We start from the raw sequence: 17,725 nt of genomic DNA, 5'->3' as shown, positions 1-17,725 counted from the left end.
AGGTTGCTGCTAACCGCCCGATTGCCCGGCTTCCCACTCGTCGGCCAGGTCGTCCCAGTAGTCGGCGCTCAACCGCCGCCGCCCGTGCGCCAGCCAACCCTCCGTGCTGCGCTCCAGGTGCAGCCCCAGCTCGGCGAACGCGTCGATCCACGGCCCGGGCTCGACGCCCAACTCGACGAGGGCCGCGTTGATCGGCCACCGCTCGCGGGGGCGGTTGAACGTGGTGTCGACATGTGGCCCCCAGCGGAGGGCGCCCCCCAGCCAGACTGCCGCCGACTGGTAGCCGAGGCCGCCCGCGAACTCCGCCTCCACGTACGCCACGGGCCCCTGGCCCGACCAGCGCGCCCACGTCTCGGTCAGGGCCGGGCCGAGGACCAGCTCGAACGGGTGCCGGTCGTCGCGGTCCTCGACGGAGTAGTCCGGCAGCGCGCCGGTCAGCTCCTCGACCAACTGCGGGGTGACGGGCAGCAGCGCGAAGTCCTGGCGCAGCTCGCCGAGGACCGCGTGGTCGAGCCCGGCCGTGTGCTCGCGCAGCACGTCCGCGTCGGCGATCACCGCGCTGAGCTGGTAGCTCATCGGTCCACAGCCTGTGGATAGAACATGTGTACGACGGTCGAGGGCCTGTGGATATCGTCAGTGCCGCTGCCCAAGCCGGCGAGCGACCTGCGCGCGGTCGCCGTCGTTCCGGCTGCTGGTGCGCGGGCGCCCGCCGTTCAGCTCCATGTCTGCGCCACCTCCCAGATGCGGTCGAGGGACTGCCAGTGGGAGAACGCGCAGCGCGCGTTCTCCCACCCGACCAGTATCAGGGCTACGGGTCAGCGGCCGGACGGCCGCCCGCTCATGCGTTCCGCGAACTGCCGCAGCTTCTGCTGGGTGCCCGGCTTCGCCGCCTGGCGTCGACCGCGATCGATCATCTTGCGGCCCTGAGGGCTGTTCAGGAATCCCTTGATCCGTTGGCCGACCGATGTCATGACCTACCCCTCTCGCTAGCCGCCGGAACGTTCCATGCGGGCGGGGGCGGGCGGATACTGCTTACCCGCCCGCCCCGGCATCCTTACGGGACCCGGGCTCTTACCGCCGGCGGCGGCTGGGCTCGGGGATGTTCGCCTCGATCTCCTCGTGGCGGACCTGCTCGTCGATCGGCTGGTTCTCGACGACCTCGTTCTTGGCCAGGTGGGCCCGCTCGACCGGCACCCGCTCCTTGGCCACCACGGGACGTTCGGCGCGCAACTGCATCTCCTGCTCCGCCGCGCCCATCTCGCCGCGAACGTTCCCCGCGTCGGCAGCGGTGATCGGCTCGCGCTCGACGTACACCTCGTCGTGCTCGACCGGCACGGTCGTGTGCACGTCCTCGGTGACCACGTTCTTGCGCAGGACCGCCTTGCCGGCGGGCTGGCTCTCCGTGCCCACGCGCAGCCGCTCCTCGAAGCGGATCAGTTCCTCGCGGTTCTGCGGGGTCTGCCGCTCCTGCATGCGGTAGTACGCGTACAGCTGGGCGGTCTGCTCCGCGTTGAGCGGCGTGCTCGTCCCACGCGGGACGCTCGGGGCACTCTGCACCGTTGCCTTGTCGTAGGCAATCTTCAGCCGCCCGTCCTGCATCTGCGCGTTGCCCAGCGGAGCCATCGGCTCCTGACCACCGCCGGTGTGCACGCTGACCCAGGCCGGCTGGCCCGCAGTGGCCCACACCTGGCCCACGCTGCCGATCTTGGCACCCGACTGGTCCTGGACGTCCTGGTCAAACAGTGAACGCACCTGCTGTTCAGTGAGTTGCACGGGTCGTCCTCCTCTCGCGTGTAACTTCGGCGTACCCGACGAGCCCGCGGCCATTCGCCGGCCCGCAGCCGGATAGGTCGCCGTACGAGTCCGCCGTTCGGCGCACGGCGGGACGAGTGGGACGGGACCGTCCGCAGAGACGACGGAGGGCCGGTCCCGAATGGGACCGGCCCTCACGTTCGTGCTGCTCAGAGAGCGGAGGATACGAGATTCGAACTCGTGAGGGGGGTTACCCCAACACGCTTTCCAAGCGTGCGCCCTAGGCCTCTAGGCGAATCCTCCGCGGAACAGGATACAGGTCGTCGGCGGGACGCCCACCCCACCACCCCCGGAAGATCGACAGACGGTCGGGTACGCTTGACGAGCCCCCCGTGCGGCGTGCATCTCGTGAACCTCCCCAGGGCCGGAAGGCAGCAAGGATAAGCGGGCTCTGACGGGTGCACGGGGGGCCCTTCTGTCTCGGGCCGTGATCAACACCAGATCGGCGATGTGGCGGTGTCCCGGGCGCTGCGATACCGCGAGATCCCCGACGTGGAGTCGATCAGGGCGGCCTCGCCCCGCGAGCCCGTCCGGCGGGCGGCGAAACCGGCGGGGTGGGTGGTCACCCGGGGCGTACCGGCGCAGAATGGCTCGGTCGAGAGGAGGCGGGACGAGTGACGCTGGCGCTCTACCGCAAGTACCGGCCGCGCACGTTCGCAGAGGTCATCGGCCAGGAGCACGTCACCGAGCCGCTGTCGCAGGCGCTGCGCAGCGGCCGGCTCAACCACGCGTACCTCTTCTCCGGCCCGCGCGGCTGCGGCAAGACCTCAAGCGCCCGGATCCTGGCCCGCTCGCTCAACTGTGAGCAGGGCCCCACCCCCGAGCCGTGCGGGCAGTGCGAGTCCTGCCGCTCGCTGGCCCCGGACGGCGGCGGGTCGATCGACGTCATCGAGATCGACGCGGCCAGCCACGGCGGCGTCGACGACGCCCGGGATTTGCGCGAGAAGGCGTTCTTCGCGCCGGCCCGCAGCCGCTTCAAGATCTACATCATCGACGAGGCGCACATGGTCTCGTCGGCCGGCTTCAACGCCCTGCTCAAGCTGGTCGAGGAGCCACCGGAGTACGTCAAGTTCATCTTCGCCACGACCGAGCCGGAGAAGGTCCTCGGCACGATCAAGTCGCGGACCCACCACTACCCGTTCCGGCTGTTCCCGCCGAAGGTGCTCCGGCCGTACCTGGAGCAGCTCACCGAGGCCGAGGGCGTCACCGTCGAGCCGGCGGTCTTCCCCCTGGTGGTGCGCGCCGGTGGGGGCAGCATGCGGGACAGTCTCTCCGTGCTCGACCAGCTCATCGCGGGCGCCGGCCCGGAGGGCGTCACCTACTCCCGGGCCGCCGCGCTGCTCGGCGTCACCGACTCGGCGCTCATCGACGAGATGTGCGACGCGCTGGCCGCCGGGGACGGCGCCGCCGCGTACGCCACCGTCGACCGGGTGGCCGAGGCCGGGCACGACCTGCGCCGGTTCGCGTCCGATCTGCTGGAACGTCTGCGCGACCTGATCGTGCTCCAGCAGGTGCCGGACGCCGCCGCGAAGGGCCTCATCGACGGCCCGGCCGACCAGATCGAACGGATGGCCGCGCAGGCGCAGCGCCTCGGTCCGGGCACCCTGTCCCGCTGCGCCGACATCGTGCACAACGGCCTCGTGGAAATGCGCGGCACCACCGCGCCCCGGCTGCTGCTGGAGCTGATCTGCGCCCGGATGCTGCTGCCCGGCGCCGACGACACGACCGGTGGCCTGCTCCAGCGCCTCGAACGCATGGAGCGTCGGCTCACCCTGGCCGGCACCGACGCGCCGCCGGTCGCCGCCGCCTCCGCGCCGGCCGCCCCCGCCCCGGCCGTACGCCCGGCGCCTCCCGCCGCGCCCGCGGCTGACGCCGCGACACCGGCCGGGCCCGCCACGGCGGCTGCCGCCACCCCCGCACCGGTCACCGCCCCGCAGCCCGCACCCGGTGCGCAGTCCACGATGGCCGGTCCGGCGGACGGGGGTGTCCCGGCCGCTCGGGCCGACGACGCGCCCCGGCGGGTCGTGCCGCCCTCGGCCGTGATGCCCGACCCGGCCACGCCCGAGCCGCCCCGGCCCGGCGCCGAGGCGCCCGGGGCGCTGGACGCGGTCGCCGTACGCCGAGTGTGGCCGGACGTGGTCGGCAAGGTCAACCGGACCAACAAGCGGATCGCCGCGCTCATGCGCGACGCGGTGGTCCGTGACCTCGACGGCGACACGCTGGTGCTCACGGTGAAGTCCGCCGTGCTGGCCCGGATGGTGTCCGACCACGCCGCGGTGCTCACCGACGCGCTCTACGAGGAGTTGGGCGGGCGTTGGCAGATCCGCTGCGACGTGGCCGGCGAGCGGGGTGCCGCCACGCTCTCCGGCCCGCCCCGGTCCGCCGCCCCCGCCCCCGCCCCCGCTCCCGCGCGGCCCGCGCCGTCGCCGGCCGGGTCGGCGGCGACGGGTGCTCGTGGCGCGGGCGCGAGCGGCCGGGCGGGAACGTCCGCCCCGGCCGCGGACCGTGCCGAGGAGGGCTCGGCCGACGACGACTGGCCCGAACCGGCCCGCCCCGGGGGCGTCACCGCCTCCGCCCCGGCCTCCGCACCCGCCGACGGGGGCGACGACTGGCCGGAACCGGCCCGCCCGGGCGGCGCTGCGGCGGCGAGTTCCGGCGCACCGGCGGTAAGCCCGGCGGGCCCCGGCGCCCCGGCGGCCCGTGCGGGAGCACCGGCCGGCGCCAACGGCGCACCGGCGGGCGCGGTGAACGGCGGATCGGCGGGCGCGGCGAACGGCGCATCGGCGGGCGCGGCGAACGGCGCACCGGCGGGCGTGGGGAACGGCGGATCGGCGGGCGGTGCTTCGACCACGCCCCGGCAGCCGGCCGGCGCGAACGGCTCCGGCGCGCCGGTGAGCAGCGCCATCGCGGCGGCCCGGGCGGCCGCGGCCGGGCGTGGCCCGCGTACCGCCCAGGCGGCCCGGCCCACTGCGGACACCGACTGGGCGGGCGAGCCGCCCTACGACCCGGACTACGACGGTCCGGTCCGGTCCGGCGGCGGGCGACCGGCCCCGGCGACCCCGGTCTACGAGGGGTTCGACCCGGGCGACGAGCCGCTGGACGACGTGATCGACGAGAAGACGGCCCGGGAGTCCAGCGAGGAGCAGGCGGTACGGCTGCTGCGCGAGGCTCTCGGCGCCGAGAAGATCGACGAAGTGGACGCCCGCTAGCCGAAGCCGGGCCGGGTGGGTGGCGCGACGCGTCCGGGTGGGTGGCGTGACGCGTCCGCGCACCGGAACCGGCGCGGTCGGTCCCAGCGGATAGGCTTTGCGGCGGCCTGACAGACGAGTGCGAGAAGGAGCCATCCCGTGCGCCCAGGTGGACAGCCGAACATGCAGCAGATGCTGAAGCAGGCGCAGAAGATGCAGCAGCAGATCGCCAAGGCGCAGGCCGAGCTCGCCGAGGCCGAGCTGACCGGCACCGCCGGCGGCGGCCTGGTGACCGTGACCGTGGCCGGCACCGGCGAGGTCAAGAGCATCAAGATCGACCCGAAGGCGGTCGACCCGGAGGACGTGGAGACCCTGGAGGACCTGGTCGTCGCGGCCCTGCACAACGCCGCCGAGGCGGCCCGGGAGCTGACCGACAAGAAGATGGGCCCGGTCGCCGGCGGCATGGGCGGCCTCGGCCTGCCCGGTTTCTGAGCGGCAGATGTACGAAGGCGCCATCCAGGACCTGATCGACGAGCTGGGCCGGCTGCCGGGCGTGGGCCCGAAGAGCGCCCAGCGGATCGCCTTCCACGTCCTGTCCGCCGACCCGGCCGACGTCAACCGGCTGGCCGGCGCCCTGCGCAAGGTCAAGGAGCTGGTGCGGTTCTGCACCAGCTGCTACAACGTCGCCGAGTCCGAGCAGTGCCGGATCTGCCGCGACCCGCGCCGCACCGACGAGGTGCTCTGCGTGGTCGAGGAGCCGAAGGACGTGGTGGCCATCGAGCGGACCGGCGAGTTCCGCGGCCGCTACCACGTGCTCGGTGGGGCGATCAATCCGCTGGAGGGCATCGGCCCCGACAACCTGCGCATCCGCGAGCTGATGACCCGGCTCGGCGGCGGCGCGGTCCGCGAGCTGATCCTCGCCACCGACCCGAACACCGAGGGTGAGGCCACCGCCACCTACCTGGCGCTGATGGTCAAGCCGATGGGGATCGCCGTGACCCGGCTGGCCAGCGGCCTCCCTGTCGGCGGCGACCTGGAGTACGCCGACGAGATCACCCTGGGCCGCGCCTTCGAGGGGCGCCGGGCCGTCTGAGCCGTAGCACAGTGGCGGGCGTCGAAACGCCCGCCACTGCGCGCGAACCGCCCATCGGGACGGCGTGCATGTGTCGCCTAAGGCGCCCGGCGGGCCATCAGGTGTCAGAAGGTGTCGGCTTGATAGCGATTGCCTAACAGCAGTTCCTCTTCTCTGTGACCTGTCATAGCCTCCCGCACACGGACCGTGCCACGACTCCGCGTGGTCAGTCGCATGACAGAGGTGAGAGATGCAGGCGAGAAGGCTCAGAACGGCCGTCGCGATCGCGGCCGTCACCGCCCTGGCGGTAGGCGCCGCCGGGTGCGCGGAGAGCGAGCGTGACGGCGACAGCGGCGAGGCCAAGACCGGCGGCACCTTCATCTTCGCGGGTGCCGGTGACCCGAAGAACTTCGACCCGATCTTCAACGACGACGGCGAGTCGTTCCGGCCGATCCGGCAGATGTTCGACACCCTGGTCACCCACAAGCCCGGCACCGCCGAGCTGACCGGTGGCCTGGCCGAGAGCTGGGAGCACGACTCCACCGGCAAGGTGTGGACGTTCAAGCTCCGCCAGGGTGTGAAGTTCCACGACGGTACGCCGATGAACGCGGCAGCGGTCTGCTTCAACTTCGACCGCTGGTACAACATGAAGGGCGCCGCGGCCCAGGCGAACATGATCTACTACATGGACACCTTCGGCGGGTTCGCGAAGAACGAGGCCGAGGGCGCCGGCGAGTCGATCTACAACAAGTGCGAGGCCAAGGACGACAACACCGCCGTCCTCACCCTCAACAAGTACAAGGGCGCGTTCCCGGGCGCCTTCGCGCTGACCTCGCTGTCGATCGCGAGCCCCGAGGCGCTCAAGAAGTACGACGCCGACACGGTCACGCAGAACGGCGACTCGTTCGCGTACAGCGCGTTCGCCACCGACCACCCGGTCGGCACCGGTCCGTTCACCTTCGGCGGCTGGGACAAGGCCAAGGGTGAGATCACCCTGAACCGGAACCCCGACTACTGGGGCGACAAGGCCAAGGTCGACAAGCTGATCATCAAGATCATCAAGGACGAGAACACCCGCAAGCAGGAGCTGCGCGCGGGCACCGTCCAGGCCATCGACTTCCCGGCCCCGGCCGACCGTAAGGCTCTCGCCGACGAGGGCTTCAAGGTCCTCGACCGCCCGGCCTTCAACATCCTCTACCTGGGTCTCAACCAGAAGAACCCGAAGCTGAAGGACCTGCGGGTGCGCCAGGCGATCGCCTACGCGCTCAACCGCCAGCAGCTGGTGCAGACCAAGGGCCCGGGCGGCGCGAAGGTCGCCGACGAGTTCCTGCCGGACACCGTGCTCGGCTACGCCCCGGACGTGCAGAAGTACGAGTACAACCCGGACAAGGCCAAGCAGCTGCTCAAGGAGGCCGGCGCCGAGAACCTGACGCTGAACTTCTACTACCCGCCGGACGTCACCCGGCCGTACATGCCGAACCCGCAGGAGATCTTCACCGTTCTGGCCAACGACCTCCAGGCCGTCGGCATCAAGGTCAACGGCGTGCCGCGTCCGTGGAACGGTGGCTTCAAGGACGACGTGCAGACGTTCGGCAAGCACGACATGCACATCCTCGGCTGGACCGGTGACTACAACGACCCGGGCAACTTCGTCGGGACGTTCTTCGGTCGCGCCAAGGCCGAGTTCGGCGACCAGGCGATGACCGAGATGTTCGACGCCATCACCAAGGCCGACGCCACCGTCGACGAGGCGGGCAAGAAGGCGGCCTGGGAGCAGGTCAACCGGGACATCGCCAGCAAGTGGCTGCCGGCCGTGCCGGTGTGGCACGCCCCGCCGGCCATCGTCGTCACCAAGGACGTCGACGGCCTGGTGGCGAGCCCGCTGACCGACGAGCGGTTCAACACCGTCAGCGTCAAGCAGTGACGCCGATCGGCTGACGCCGTAGGCGGAATCGGCCCGGGTTGGGGGTTTTCCCCGCCCGGGCCGATTCCGCGACCATCGAGAGTCTGGTGTGTGAGAGATGTTGCGAGTCATAGTCCGCCGCCTGCTGCAGCTGGTGGTGACACTGATAGCGCTGTCGGCTTTGATCTTCATCTGGTTGCGGAACCTGCCCGGCGGCCCGGTCGACGCGCTGCTCGGCGAACGGGCAACCCCCGAGACCCGTGCCCTGCTGACCAGGGCGCTCGGCTACGACCAGCCGATCCTGGTGCAGTACGGGAAGTTCATGCAGCGGATCCTCACCGGTGACTTCGGCAACTCGATCCGCACCGGCGACCCCGTCACCGAGGTGATCGGTCGCGCCTTCCCGGCCACCTTCGAGCTGGCGATCGCCGCGCTGGTCATCGCGGTCGGGCTGGGCGTACCCCTCGGCTACCTGGCCGCCCGCTGGCGTGGCCGGTCCCTCGACAACCTCACGATCGCCGGCACCCTGCTCGGCATCTCGATCCCGATCTTCTTCCTGGGCTACCTGCTCAAGGACGTCTTCACCCAGAACATCCACTGGTTCCCGCCGTCGGGCCGGGTCAGCACGGGGCTGGACAACACGAACGTCACGGGCTTCTTCGTCCTCGACGGCCTGCTCACCCGGGAGTTCGACGCCGCCGCGGACGCGCTCTGGCACCTGCTCCTTCCCGCGATCACGCTCGCCACCATCCCGTTGGCGGTGATCGTCCGGATCACCCGGGCCAGCGTGCTGGACGTGCTCAACGAGGACTTCGTCCGCACGGCGGAGGCCAAGGGCCTGCGGCACCGTACGATCCGGGGCCGGCACATCCTGCGCAACGCCCTGCTGCCGGTGGTCACGACCATCGGCCTCCAGACCGGCGCGCTGCTCTCCGGCGCCGTGCTCACCGAGAAGGTCTACAACTGGGGCGGTCTCGGCACACTGATCACGGACTCCATCAGCGGTAGCCGCGACTACCCCGTGCTCCAGGCGCTGATCCTGCTCGCCGCGCTGGTCTTCGTGGTGGTCAACCTCCTGGTCGACCTCTCCTACGCATTCATCGACCCTCGGGTGCGTGTGCGATGAGCGGGCGGACGATCGACGGACCCCGGCGCGGCGGCGAACGAAGCGAGGCGACGGCATGAGCGAGCGCAGTATCGGTCTGCTCGGTGAGCGGAAGAAGGCGCGGCTGCAGGAGTTGGCCCAGGCCAGCGCGGACAAGGGCGGGGTCAGCCTCGTCCGGGACGCGGCCCGGCGGCTGCGCCGCAACCCGGTGGCCATCGTGGGCGCCACCATCGTGGGGCTGTTCGTGCTGGTGGCGATCTTCGCCCCACTGATCGCCCCGCACGACCCGGTGCAGCGGTTCGACGAGCTGACCCGGAACCTGACCGTCGACAACATCCCGGGCGCGAGCAGCGAGTTCCCGTTCGGGTCCGACCCGCTGGGACGGGACTTCCTGTCCCGCATGATCCACGGCGCCCGGCAGACCCTCTTCGTGGGCGTGCTGGCCACGCTCATCGGTCTCGCCCTCGGCGTGGTGCTCGGCGCGTTGGCCGGCGCCTTCGGGGGCTGGATCGACGTGGTGCTCATGCGGGTCACGGACGTGATGCTGGCCCTGCCGAGCCTGCTGCTGGCGATCACCCTGGTCGCCATGGCGAGCAAGTCGAGCCAGTGGACGGTGATCTTCGCGGTCGCCATCGTGAACGTGCCCATCTTCGCGCGGCTGCTGCGCGGCTCGATGCTCGCGCAGCGGGAGAGCGACCACGTCCTCGCGGCGCGGGCGCTGGGCGTCAAGGAGCGCAACATCGTGCTGCGGCACATGCTGCCGAACTCGCTGACCGCCGTGATCGTGCAGGCGACGCTGACCTTCGCGGTGGCCATCCTGGACGCCGCGGCGCTCTCGTTCCTCGGTCTCGGCGACCCGGACATCAACCGGGCCGAGTGGGGCCTGATGCTCGGCGTCGACGGCCAGCGCTACTTCGAGGTACGCCCCGAGCTGGCCTACTACCCCGCGCTCGCCATCATCGTCGTGGCGCTCGGCTTCACCCTGCTGGGCGAGGCGATGCGCGAGGCCATCGACCCGAAGAACCGGCGGTGACGGTCGTGCGACGGACCACGCAACAGCACGGTGAGGAAGTGACCCGATGAGCCTGCTCGACGTACGGGACCTGAGCGTCGTGTTCCAGCGGCGCGGTGAGCGGCCGTTCACGGCGGTCGACAAGGTCAGCTTCACGGTGGAGCCGGGGCAGACCGTCGGCCTCGTGGGCGAGTCCGGTTGCGGCAAGAGCGTGACCAGCCTCGCGATCATGGGCCTGCTCCCCAAGCGGGGCAACAAGGTCGGCGGCGAGGTGCTCTTCGACGGCACCGACCTGCTCAAGCTGCGGCCGGACGACATGCGGGACCGGCGGGGCCGGGACATCGGCATGATCTTCCAGGACCCGCTGTCCTCGCTGAACCCGGTCATCCCGATCGGAATCCAGGTGGCCGAGGTGCTCGAGCGGCACCAGGGGCGGGACCGCAAGCAGGCGCTGCGGGAGGCCCGCGAGCTGCTGGACGCCGTGGGCATCCCGGACCCGGACCGGCGGCTCAAGGAGTACCCGCACCAGATCTCCGGCGGCATGCGGCAGCGGGCGCTCATCGCCATCGCGCTGGCTTGCAAGCCGCGCCTGCTCATCGCGGACGAGCCGACCACGGCGCTGGACGTGACCATCCAGGCGCAGATCCTCACGCTGCTCAAGCAACTGGTCGACGAGACCGGGACCGCACTCATCATGATCACCCACGATCTCGGTGTGGTGGCCGGCCTCTGCGACACGGTCAACGTGCTCTACGGCGGCAAGGTGGTGGAGCGGGCCCGGCGGCACGACCTGTTCGCGCACGCCCGGCACCCGTACACCCACGGGTTGCTGAGTTCCGTGCCGCGGCTCGACTCGCCCCGCGGCGAGCGGCTGCACGCGATCCGCGGTTCGGTGGCCGACAACATCCCGTGGTCCGAGGGCTGCGCCTTCGCGCCGCGCTGCGAGAACGTCGTGGACGCCTGCCTGGAGGGTCCACCGCCGCTCGAACCCACGGCGACCGGCGGCGACCTGCGCTGCAACAACCCCGTTTCAGAGGAGGTGGCGGTACCGTGACCGAGCGGACCGGACCACTTGTCGAACTGCGCGACCTCAAGGTCCACTTCCCGATCAAGAGCGGTCTGCTCTTCGACCGCACCGTCGGCCACGTCTACGCCGTGGACGGCGTCTCGCTGTCCATCAACGCGGGTGAGACGTACGGCCTGGTCGGCGAGTCGGGCTGCGGCAAGTCGACACTGGGGCGGGGCCTGCTGCGGCTGGTCGAGCCGACCGACGGTGAGGTCATCTTCGACGGCACCGACGTGCGCTCGCTCAAGGGCGAGAAGATGCGCCGGGCCCGCCGACGGATGCAGATGATCTTCCAGGACCCGCTGTCCAGCCTGGACCCGCGGCAGTCGGTGGAGTCGCTGCTGGTCGAGGGCCTCAAGGCGCACGGGCTCGCCAACGACAAGGTCGAGACGGCCCGGCGGCTGCGCGAGACCCTCGACGCGGTCGGCCTGCCCCCGTCGGCGCTCAGCAAGTACCCGCACGAGTTCTCCGGGGGCCAGCGCCAGCGGATCGGCATCGCCCGGGCGCTCGTGCTCGACCCGGACCTCATCGTGGCCGACGAGCCGGTCTCCGCGCTCGACGTGTCGATCCAGGCGCAGGTGCTCAACCTGCTGGAGGACCTCCAGGCCGAGCGTGGCCTCACGTACCTGATCATCGCGCACGACCTGGCGGTGGTCCGGCACATCGCGGACACGGTGGGCGTCATGTACCTGGGCGGGCTCGTGGAGGAGGCGTCCAGCGACGACCTCTACCGCGAACCCCTGCACCCGTACACCCGGGCGCTCATGTCGGCGGTGCCCGTGCCGGACCCGCTCGTGGAGGACCGCCGCGAGCGGATCCTGCTCGCCGGGGACCTGCCCTCGCCCACCAACCCGCCGGCCGGGTGCCGCTTCCACACCCGGTGCCCGTGGGCGCAGCCGACGCGGTGCGCCGACGAGCGGCCGGCGCTGCGGGAGGTCGTCACCGGCCACCGGGTGGCGTGCCACTACGCCGAGGACATCGCCGCCGGGCGGATCCGGCCGCACGAGGTCGAGCCGGAGCTGGTCCGGCCGGTCGACGGCGAGCTTCCGGGCGACCCTGGCGAGCTGATCCCGACGCCCTGAGGGCGCACGAGGCCCGGGCGGCCCGAGCAGGCCGGCCCGGGCCCTCGTGCATCACCTCGGCGATCATGCAGTTGTGGTGCCTGGCGTGGGGTGATACACCCCGTTCGTCCCCCACCACAAGTGCATGATCGACGGGGGGCCGGGCACGGGCCCGGGGGCTCAGCCCTCCGGGCGGTTGAGCAGGGCCACGGCGATCGTGTGCACGGCGTCCAGGCCGGCCGGGTCGGCCAGCGCGGCGCTGCCGCCGGTCAGCGCGTACCACTCGTCGGCGTCCTTGTACTGGACGGTGAGCCGCACCCGGCCGTCGACGTACTCGCTGCGCAGGGTCAGGTCGCCCGTGACGACGCCCACCTCGTCGGTCATCACCCCGCCCGGGCCGGCCACGATGTCGGTCGTGCGGCTCTGCGGCGCGCCGGCGACGGCGGTGCCGCCCCCCGCGGTGCCGCTCTCCGCGTCCGCCTGCATGCCGGCGCCGGGCACCGCCGTGGTGGCCGCCGGGGGCCCGTCGGCGCTCATCCCGGCGCCCGGCACCGTCCCGGGTGCGGTGCCGCCGTCCGCGCTCATGCCGGCCGTTGTCGGCCCCGGCCCGGTCACGGCTTGCTCGCCCATGTGCAGCCCTCCAACATGTCGGTCAGGGCGGCCTTCTCGGCGCTCGTCACCGTGAGCCGCCAGTGGTGCTTGACCGTCACCCAGTTCTCGGCGTACTGGCACCAGTACGACCGGTTCGCCGGCTTCCACTGGGACGGGTCCTGGTCACCCTTTGCCCGGTTGGAGGAGGCGGAAACCGCGATGAGCTGCGGTCTCGTCGTGTCGTTGGCGAAGTCGCTCCGCTTCGCGTCGTCCCACTCGTCGGCGCCCGAGCGCCACGCGTTGGCCAACGGCACCACATGGTCGATGTCCACGTCGGACGGGTCGGTGAAGACGCGGCCGTCGTACGCGCTCTCCCAGCGGCCGGCCACCACGTTGCAGCCGGAGAGCTTGATGTTCTTCCCGTCGCGCTTCAGCACGGTGTCGCGTACGTCGCAGTTGGTGCCGGTGTCACGCCAGTGCGGGAACCGCTCCCGGCTGTAACCCTTCATCGACCCGGCGCCGGCCACGGTGAGCTGGCCCAGCCTCTGCATGGCATTGCCGCCGGTGCTCGGCGACAGGTCCGGGTTCGGCTCGTCCACGGCGAGGCAGCCGGCCGTGCCGAGCGCCAGCGCCGCGGCGAGCGCGGCCGCGAGCGCCGCGGGCGGTCCTGATCTGGTACGCACAGACGACACCTTTCCAGCTTGCGGGCTCCTGGCGATCCCGCACAGTACCCAAGCATGGTTTCGGCGTTTCGTGGCGTCTCCCACATGGTGCGGGAATGATGGTTACCCGTGACCCAGCCCGCCCCCGCGCTTCGGATGGGCACCGCCGCGGGCCGGGGGACCCTGCTCGCCGCGGTCTTCGCCTCCGGAATGGTGTTCCTGGACAGCACGGTCGTCAACGTGGCGCTGCCGCGGCTCGGCGCCGACCTGCACGCCACCGTCGCCGATCTCCAGTGGACGGTGAACGGGTACCTGCTGATGCTCGCCGCGTTCGTGCTGCTCGGCGGCGCGCTCGGGGACCGGTTCGGCCGGCGCCGGGTCTTCCTGCTGGGCGTGGTGTGGTTCACCGCGGCGTCCGTGCTGTGCGGCCTCGCCGAGGGGACCGGCTGGCTGATCGGCGCCCGGTTCCTCCAGGGCGCCGGCGGCGCGCTGTTGACCCCGGGCTCGCTGTCGGTCCTCCAGTCGAGCTTCCATCCGGACGACCGGGGCCGTGCCATCGGCGCCTGGTCGGGGCTGTCCGGCGTGTCCACGGCGCTCGGCCCGTTCCTCGGCGGCTGGCTGGTCGACGCGCTCTCCTGGCGCTGGATCTTCTTCCTCAACGTGCCGCTGGCCGTCCTCGTGGTGCTGGCCGCGCTGCGCTGGGTGCCGGAGAGCCGGGACGAGGACGTCTCGCGTACGCGGACGGGCCGGCGGCACCGGCGGTTCGACATCGCGGGCGCCCTGCTCGGCGCGCTCGCGCTGGGCGGCATCACGTACGCGCTGGTCGACGCGCCCGGCCGGGGCATCGGCGCGCCGCTGGTGTGGGGGGCCGCGCTGGTCGGCCTGGCGGCGGGTGTCGCCTTCGTGCTGCTGGAACGGCGCCGGGGCGAGACGGCGATGCTGCCCGCGATGCTGTTCGGCAGCCGGCTCTTCTCGGTGCTGAACGTCTTCACCGTGATCGTGTACGCGGCGCTCAACGGATTCACGTTCTTCTTCGCCGTCTACCTCCAGAACGTGGTCGGCTGGTCGGCGCTCCGCACCGGGGTCGCGCTGCTGCCCATGACCCTGCTGCTGCTGGTGGGCTCGTCCCGCGCCGGGGCGCTGTCGGCGCGGATCGGGCCGCGGCTCCCGCTGACCGTCGGGCCGGTGGTGGCCGCCGCCGGGCTGCTGGTCCTGCGCGGGGTCAGCCCCGGCGCGTCGTACTGGCGGGACGTGCTGCCGGGGGTCGTTCTCTTCGGTCTCGGCCTCACCTTCGTGGTGGCGCCGCTGACCGCGTCGGTGCTGGGCGCCGTGGCGGACCGGTTCTCGGGAGTGGCGAGCGGCTTCAACAACGCGGCCGCCCGGGCCGGTGGCCTGCTCGCGATCGCGGCGCTGCCGCTGCTCGTCGGGCTCTCCGGCAGCGGGTACGCGCAGCACGCGGCGCTGACCAGCGCGTTTCGCGGCGCGCTGCTCTGGTGCGCGGGCCTGCTGGTGGTCGGCGCCGGGCTGGCCGCACTGCTCGTCCACCGGCCGCCGGGGCGTGACCGAGGGGCCCAGTGAGGGACCCCTCGGCCCCGGGTCAGCCTCGAGCCCGGTTGACGGCGCTCGTCACCGCCTTGATCGACGCGGTCACGATGTTCGCGTCGACCCCGACGCCCCAGACGGTGCCGCCGTCCACCTCGCACTCCACGTACGCGGCGGCCTGCGCGTCCCCACCGGAGGACAGCGCGTGCTCGTGGTAGTCGAGCACCCGTACGCCCACGCCGACCGACTGGAGCGCGTTGACGTACGCGTCGATCGGGCCGTTACCCACAGCGGTCAGCGACCGTTGCTGGCCGTCCACGCCGACGCGTGCGTCGATCTCGACCTTGCCCTCGGCGGTGCCGATTGTGTAGCCAGCGAGCGTGACGGCCGGGTCGGGCTGGTGGTCGACCAGGTAGTGGCGGGCGAAGATCTCCCACATGGCGCCGGGGTCGACCTCGCCGCCGTCGTGGTCGGTGACCTGCTGGACGACGCCGGAGAACTCGATCTGGAGCCGGCGCGGCAGGTCGAGCTGGTGCTCGCTCTTCATGATGTACGCGACGCCGCCCTTGCCGGACTGCGAGTTGACCCGGATGACCGCCTCGTAGGTGCGGCCCAGGTCCTTCGGGTCGATCGGCAGGTAGGGCACCGCCCACGCGTGCTCGTCCACCGGCACCCCGGCCGCCGCGGCGTCCGCCGCGAGCGCGTCGAAGCCCTTCTTGATGGCGTCCTGGTGGGAGCCCGAGAAGGCCGTGTAGACGAGGTCGCCCGCGTACGGGTGGCGCTCGTGCACCGGCAGCTGGTTGCAGTACTCGACGGTGCGCTTCACCTCGTCGATGTGCGAGAAGTCGATCATCGGGTCGATGCCCTGGGAGAACAGGTTGAGGCCCAGCGTCACGAGGTCGACGTTGCCGGTGCGCTCGCCGTTGCCGAACAGGCAGCCCTCGATCCGGTCGGCGCCGGCGAGCAGGCCCAGCTCCGCGGCGGCCACGCCGGTGCCCCGGTCGTTGTGCGGGTGCAGGCTCAGCACCAGGCTGTCCCGGCGCGGGAGGTGCCGGTGCATCCACTCGATCGAGTCGGCGTACACGTTCGGCGTCGCCATCTCGACGGTCGCCGGCAGGTTGATGATCAGCTTCCGGTCCGGCGTCGGGTCGATCACCTCGATGACCTTCGCGCAGACCTCCAGCGCGTACTCCAGCTCGGTGCCCGTGTACGACTCCGGCGAGTACTCGTAGTAGATGTCGGTGTCCGGGGTGTGGATCTCCGCGTACTTCTGGCAGAGCCGCGCGCCCGTGGTGGCGATGTCGGTGATGCCGTCGCGGTCCAGGCCGAAGACCACGCGGCGCTGGAGCGTCGACGTCGAGTTGTAGAAGTGCACGATGGCCCGCCGGGCCCCGCGCAGCGACTCGAACGTCCGGTCGATCAGGTGCTCCCGGCACTGGGTGAGCACCTGGATCGTCACGTCTTCCGGGATCAGGTCCTCTTCGATGAGCTGCCGGACGAAGTCGTAGTCGGTCTGGCTCGCCGACGGGAAGCCGACCTCGATCTCCTTGTAGCCCATCTGCACGAGCAGCTGGAACATGCGCCGCTTGCGCTCGGGCGACATCGGGTCGATGAGCGCCTGGTTGCCGTCGCGCAGGTCCACGGCGCACCAGCGCGGCGCGGCGGCCACCTGCCGGGTGGGCCAGGCGCGGTCCGGCAGGTCGATGCGGAACTGCTGCTGGTAGGGCTCGTAGCGGGCGTACGGCATCCGGCTGGGGCGCTGCCGGGCGATCGGATCGGTTTCGACGTCGACGACGGGTTGAGCCATCTCGGAGTGCTCCCTGGGAACATGTGGCGTCAGCAGATCGGAAGGTGTCGGCGTGGTGCCGGGCGACGATGCTCCGGCGGGGCCGAGAAGAAGTTCGGATGTGCTGGACGGCGCGGTTCAACTCCGCGACGAGGTGCCGGCCGGTCAGGCCTCGTCGCGGCAGCGAAGAAGAAGAAACGCCCGCCACATGACACGGACACCTTACGGGTCCTGGGATGGATCTGGGAACGAACGTCCGGGATCTGAGACGGGAGTCGCACCCGGGGCGCCTCTGCGCAGCTCAGGCCAGCAGCAGCTCGGCGAGCGGCCGCCGCCGGCGCAGCGCCGTCTCCGCGACGAGCAGGTCGGGCGGGAGGCTGAGCGGGTCGCCGAGCTGACCCACGGCGACCACCGCGTACGGCCGGACGCCGCCCGGCAGGTCGAGGTCGGCGGTGAGGCCGGCGCGGTCGATCTCGGTCACCTGGCGGACGTGCAGCCCGAGCGCGGTGGCCTGCACGGTGAGGTGCGCGACCGCCTGCCCGAGGTCGTACGCGGCCCGCGAGTCCGGTGCCGGGCGCCCGTCGCCCGTCCCGTCCTCGGGTGTGACGACGTGGGCCGCGAGCAGCAGGGCGGCGGCCCGGCGCGCCCAGCGCTGGTCACCGTCCGGAAGGCTCACGAGGATCCGCTTCCACGTCTCGTCCTCGCGGTGGCCGACGGCGAACCGCCACGGCTGGCCGTTGCCCGACGACGGCGCCCAGCGGGCCGCCTCCAGGAGCGAGACCACCTCATCCGGGCTCAGCTCGGCGCACGGGTCGAATGCCCGGGGGCTCCAGCGGAAGGCGAGCAGCGGGGTGAGGTCGGCCATGGGAGAAGCGTCCCCTATGGCCGTTTCGCCCCTCTGGCGGGGCTGCCCAAATGTGGGCAA

General features: G+C 71.8%; 16 protein-coding genes, 1 tRNA gene and 1 other RNA gene. 10 read left to right on the top strand and 8 right to left on the bottom strand.

The features are described 5' to 3' along the window. Positions 1 to 9 precede the first annotated feature (9 nt). The 4 genes from ACSNOA_RS31370 to ACSNOA_RS31355 form a co-directional block, all read right to left on the bottom strand. Complete coding sequence (locus ACSNOA_RS31370) at positions 10 to 576, bottom strand: hypothetical protein (RefSeq protein ID WP_436663363.1); 567 nt, start codon at positions 574 to 576, stop codon at positions 10 to 12. A gap of 239 nt (positions 577 to 815) precedes the next feature. After that, positions 816 to 971 (bottom strand): hypothetical protein, encoded by a 156-nt coding sequence (locus tag ACSNOA_RS31365; RefSeq protein ID WP_436663362.1) that lies wholly within the window; start codon positions 969 to 971, stop codon positions 816 to 818. A 100-nt stretch (positions 972 to 1,071) separates the two neighbouring features. Further along, positions 1,072 to 1,773: a YsnF/AvaK domain-containing protein gene (locus tag ACSNOA_RS31360; protein WP_436663361.1), complete on the bottom strand. Its 702-nt coding sequence runs from the start codon at positions 1,771 to 1,773 to the stop codon at positions 1,072 to 1,074. Between the two features lie 196 nt (positions 1,774 to 1,969). Continuing rightward, positions 1,970 to 2,055 (bottom strand) — tRNA-Ser (locus ACSNOA_RS31355). Between the two features lie 79 nt (positions 2,056 to 2,134). On the opposite strand from ACSNOA_RS31355, the gene ffs reads away from it, so the two are divergent. The 9 genes from ffs (at position 2,135) to ACSNOA_RS31310 (ending at position 12,240) form a co-directional block, all read left to right on the top strand. After that, an RNA gene (ffs, locus tag ACSNOA_RS31350) (signal recognition particle sRNA small type) lies at positions 2,135 to 2,229 on the top strand. A 197-nt stretch (positions 2,230 to 2,426) separates the two neighbouring features. Further along, entirely contained in the window at positions 2,427 to 5,021 is a 2,595-nt protein-coding gene (locus tag ACSNOA_RS31345) for a DNA polymerase III subunit gamma and tau (protein ID WP_436663360.1), read from the top strand. 162 nt (positions 5,022 to 5,183) lie between these two features. Then, a complete protein-coding gene (locus tag ACSNOA_RS31340) occupies positions 5,184 to 5,492 on the top strand; it encodes a YbaB/EbfC family nucleoid-associated protein (RefSeq protein WP_436663438.1) in 309 nt (102 codons plus the stop codon). Between the two features lie 7 nt (positions 5,493 to 5,499). Further along, positions 5,500 to 6,093, top strand: coding sequence for a recombination mediator RecR (gene recR / locus ACSNOA_RS31335; protein ID WP_091594171.1), 594 nt, complete (start codon positions 5,500 to 5,502; stop codon positions 6,091 to 6,093). A 229-nt stretch (positions 6,094 to 6,322) separates the two neighbouring features. Continuing rightward, entirely contained in the window at positions 6,323 to 7,996 is a 1,674-nt protein-coding gene (locus ACSNOA_RS31330) for an ABC transporter substrate-binding protein (protein WP_436663359.1), read from the top strand. 97 nt (positions 7,997 to 8,093) lie between these two features. Further along, positions 8,094 to 9,101, top strand: a complete 1,008-nt coding sequence (locus tag ACSNOA_RS31325; RefSeq protein WP_436663358.1) for an ABC transporter permease — start codon at positions 8,094 to 8,096, stop codon at positions 9,099 to 9,101. Positions 9,102 to 9,156: 55 nt separating this feature from the next. Continuing rightward, positions 9,157 to 10,113 (top strand): ABC transporter permease, encoded by a 957-nt coding sequence (locus tag ACSNOA_RS31320; protein ID WP_436663357.1) that lies wholly within the window; start codon positions 9,157 to 9,159, stop codon positions 10,111 to 10,113. A 46-nt stretch (positions 10,114 to 10,159) separates the two neighbouring features. Continuing rightward, the gene (locus tag ACSNOA_RS31315) at positions 10,160 to 11,146 is read left to right on the top strand and encodes an ABC transporter ATP-binding protein (RefSeq protein ID WP_436663356.1); all 987 of its coding nucleotides are present in this window, start codon (positions 10,160 to 10,162) and stop codon (positions 11,144 to 11,146) included. Further along, a complete protein-coding gene (locus ACSNOA_RS31310) occupies positions 11,143 to 12,240 on the top strand; it encodes an ABC transporter ATP-binding protein (protein WP_436663355.1) in 1,098 nt (365 codons plus the stop codon). Before ACSNOA_RS31315 ends, ACSNOA_RS31310 begins: the two co-directional genes overlap by 4 nt. Before the next feature lie 159 nt (positions 12,241 to 12,399). Here the strand turns inward: ACSNOA_RS31310 and ACSNOA_RS31305 are convergent, their stop codons facing one another. Next, complete coding sequence (locus ACSNOA_RS31305) at positions 12,400 to 12,849, bottom strand: hypothetical protein (RefSeq protein ID WP_436663354.1); 450 nt, start codon at positions 12,847 to 12,849, stop codon at positions 12,400 to 12,402. Further along, positions 12,831 to 13,493 carry an HNH endonuclease family protein gene (locus ACSNOA_RS31300; protein WP_436663353.1) on the bottom strand — a complete coding sequence of 221 codons (663 nt, stop codon included), beginning with the start codon at positions 13,491 to 13,493 and terminating at the stop codon, positions 12,831 to 12,833. The genes ACSNOA_RS31305 and ACSNOA_RS31300 overlap by 19 nt, the downstream gene beginning before the upstream one ends. 135 nt (positions 13,494 to 13,628) lie before the next feature. Here ACSNOA_RS31300 and ACSNOA_RS31295 point away from each other — a divergent pair, with 135 nt between their 5' ends. Next, positions 13,629 to 15,050, top strand: coding sequence for an MFS transporter (locus ACSNOA_RS31295; RefSeq protein ID WP_436663437.1), 1,422 nt, complete (start codon positions 13,629 to 13,631; stop codon positions 15,048 to 15,050). Positions 15,051 to 15,069: 19 nt separating this feature from the next. On the opposite strand, the gene leuA is transcribed toward ACSNOA_RS31295, so the two are convergent. Further along, complete coding sequence (leuA, locus tag ACSNOA_RS31290; RefSeq protein ID WP_436663352.1) at positions 15,070 to 16,821, bottom strand: 2-isopropylmalate synthase; 1,752 nt, start codon at positions 16,819 to 16,821, stop codon at positions 15,070 to 15,072. A 280-nt stretch (positions 16,822 to 17,101) separates the two neighbouring features. After that, complete coding sequence (locus ACSNOA_RS31285) at positions 17,102 to 17,665, bottom strand: nitroreductase family protein (RefSeq protein WP_436663351.1); 564 nt, start codon at positions 17,663 to 17,665, stop codon at positions 17,102 to 17,104. Positions 17,666 to 17,725: the final 60 nt, after the last annotated feature.

Origin of the sequence: Micromonospora sp. URMC 103 (assembly GCF_051386435.1) — a bacterium.
In the GTDB taxonomy this organism is placed as follows: domain Bacteria; phylum Actinomycetota; class Actinomycetes; order Mycobacteriales; family Micromonosporaceae; genus Micromonospora.
The sequence above is the reverse complement of the archived record's forward strand: the minus strand, read 5'-3'. Positions and strand labels throughout refer to the sequence as shown.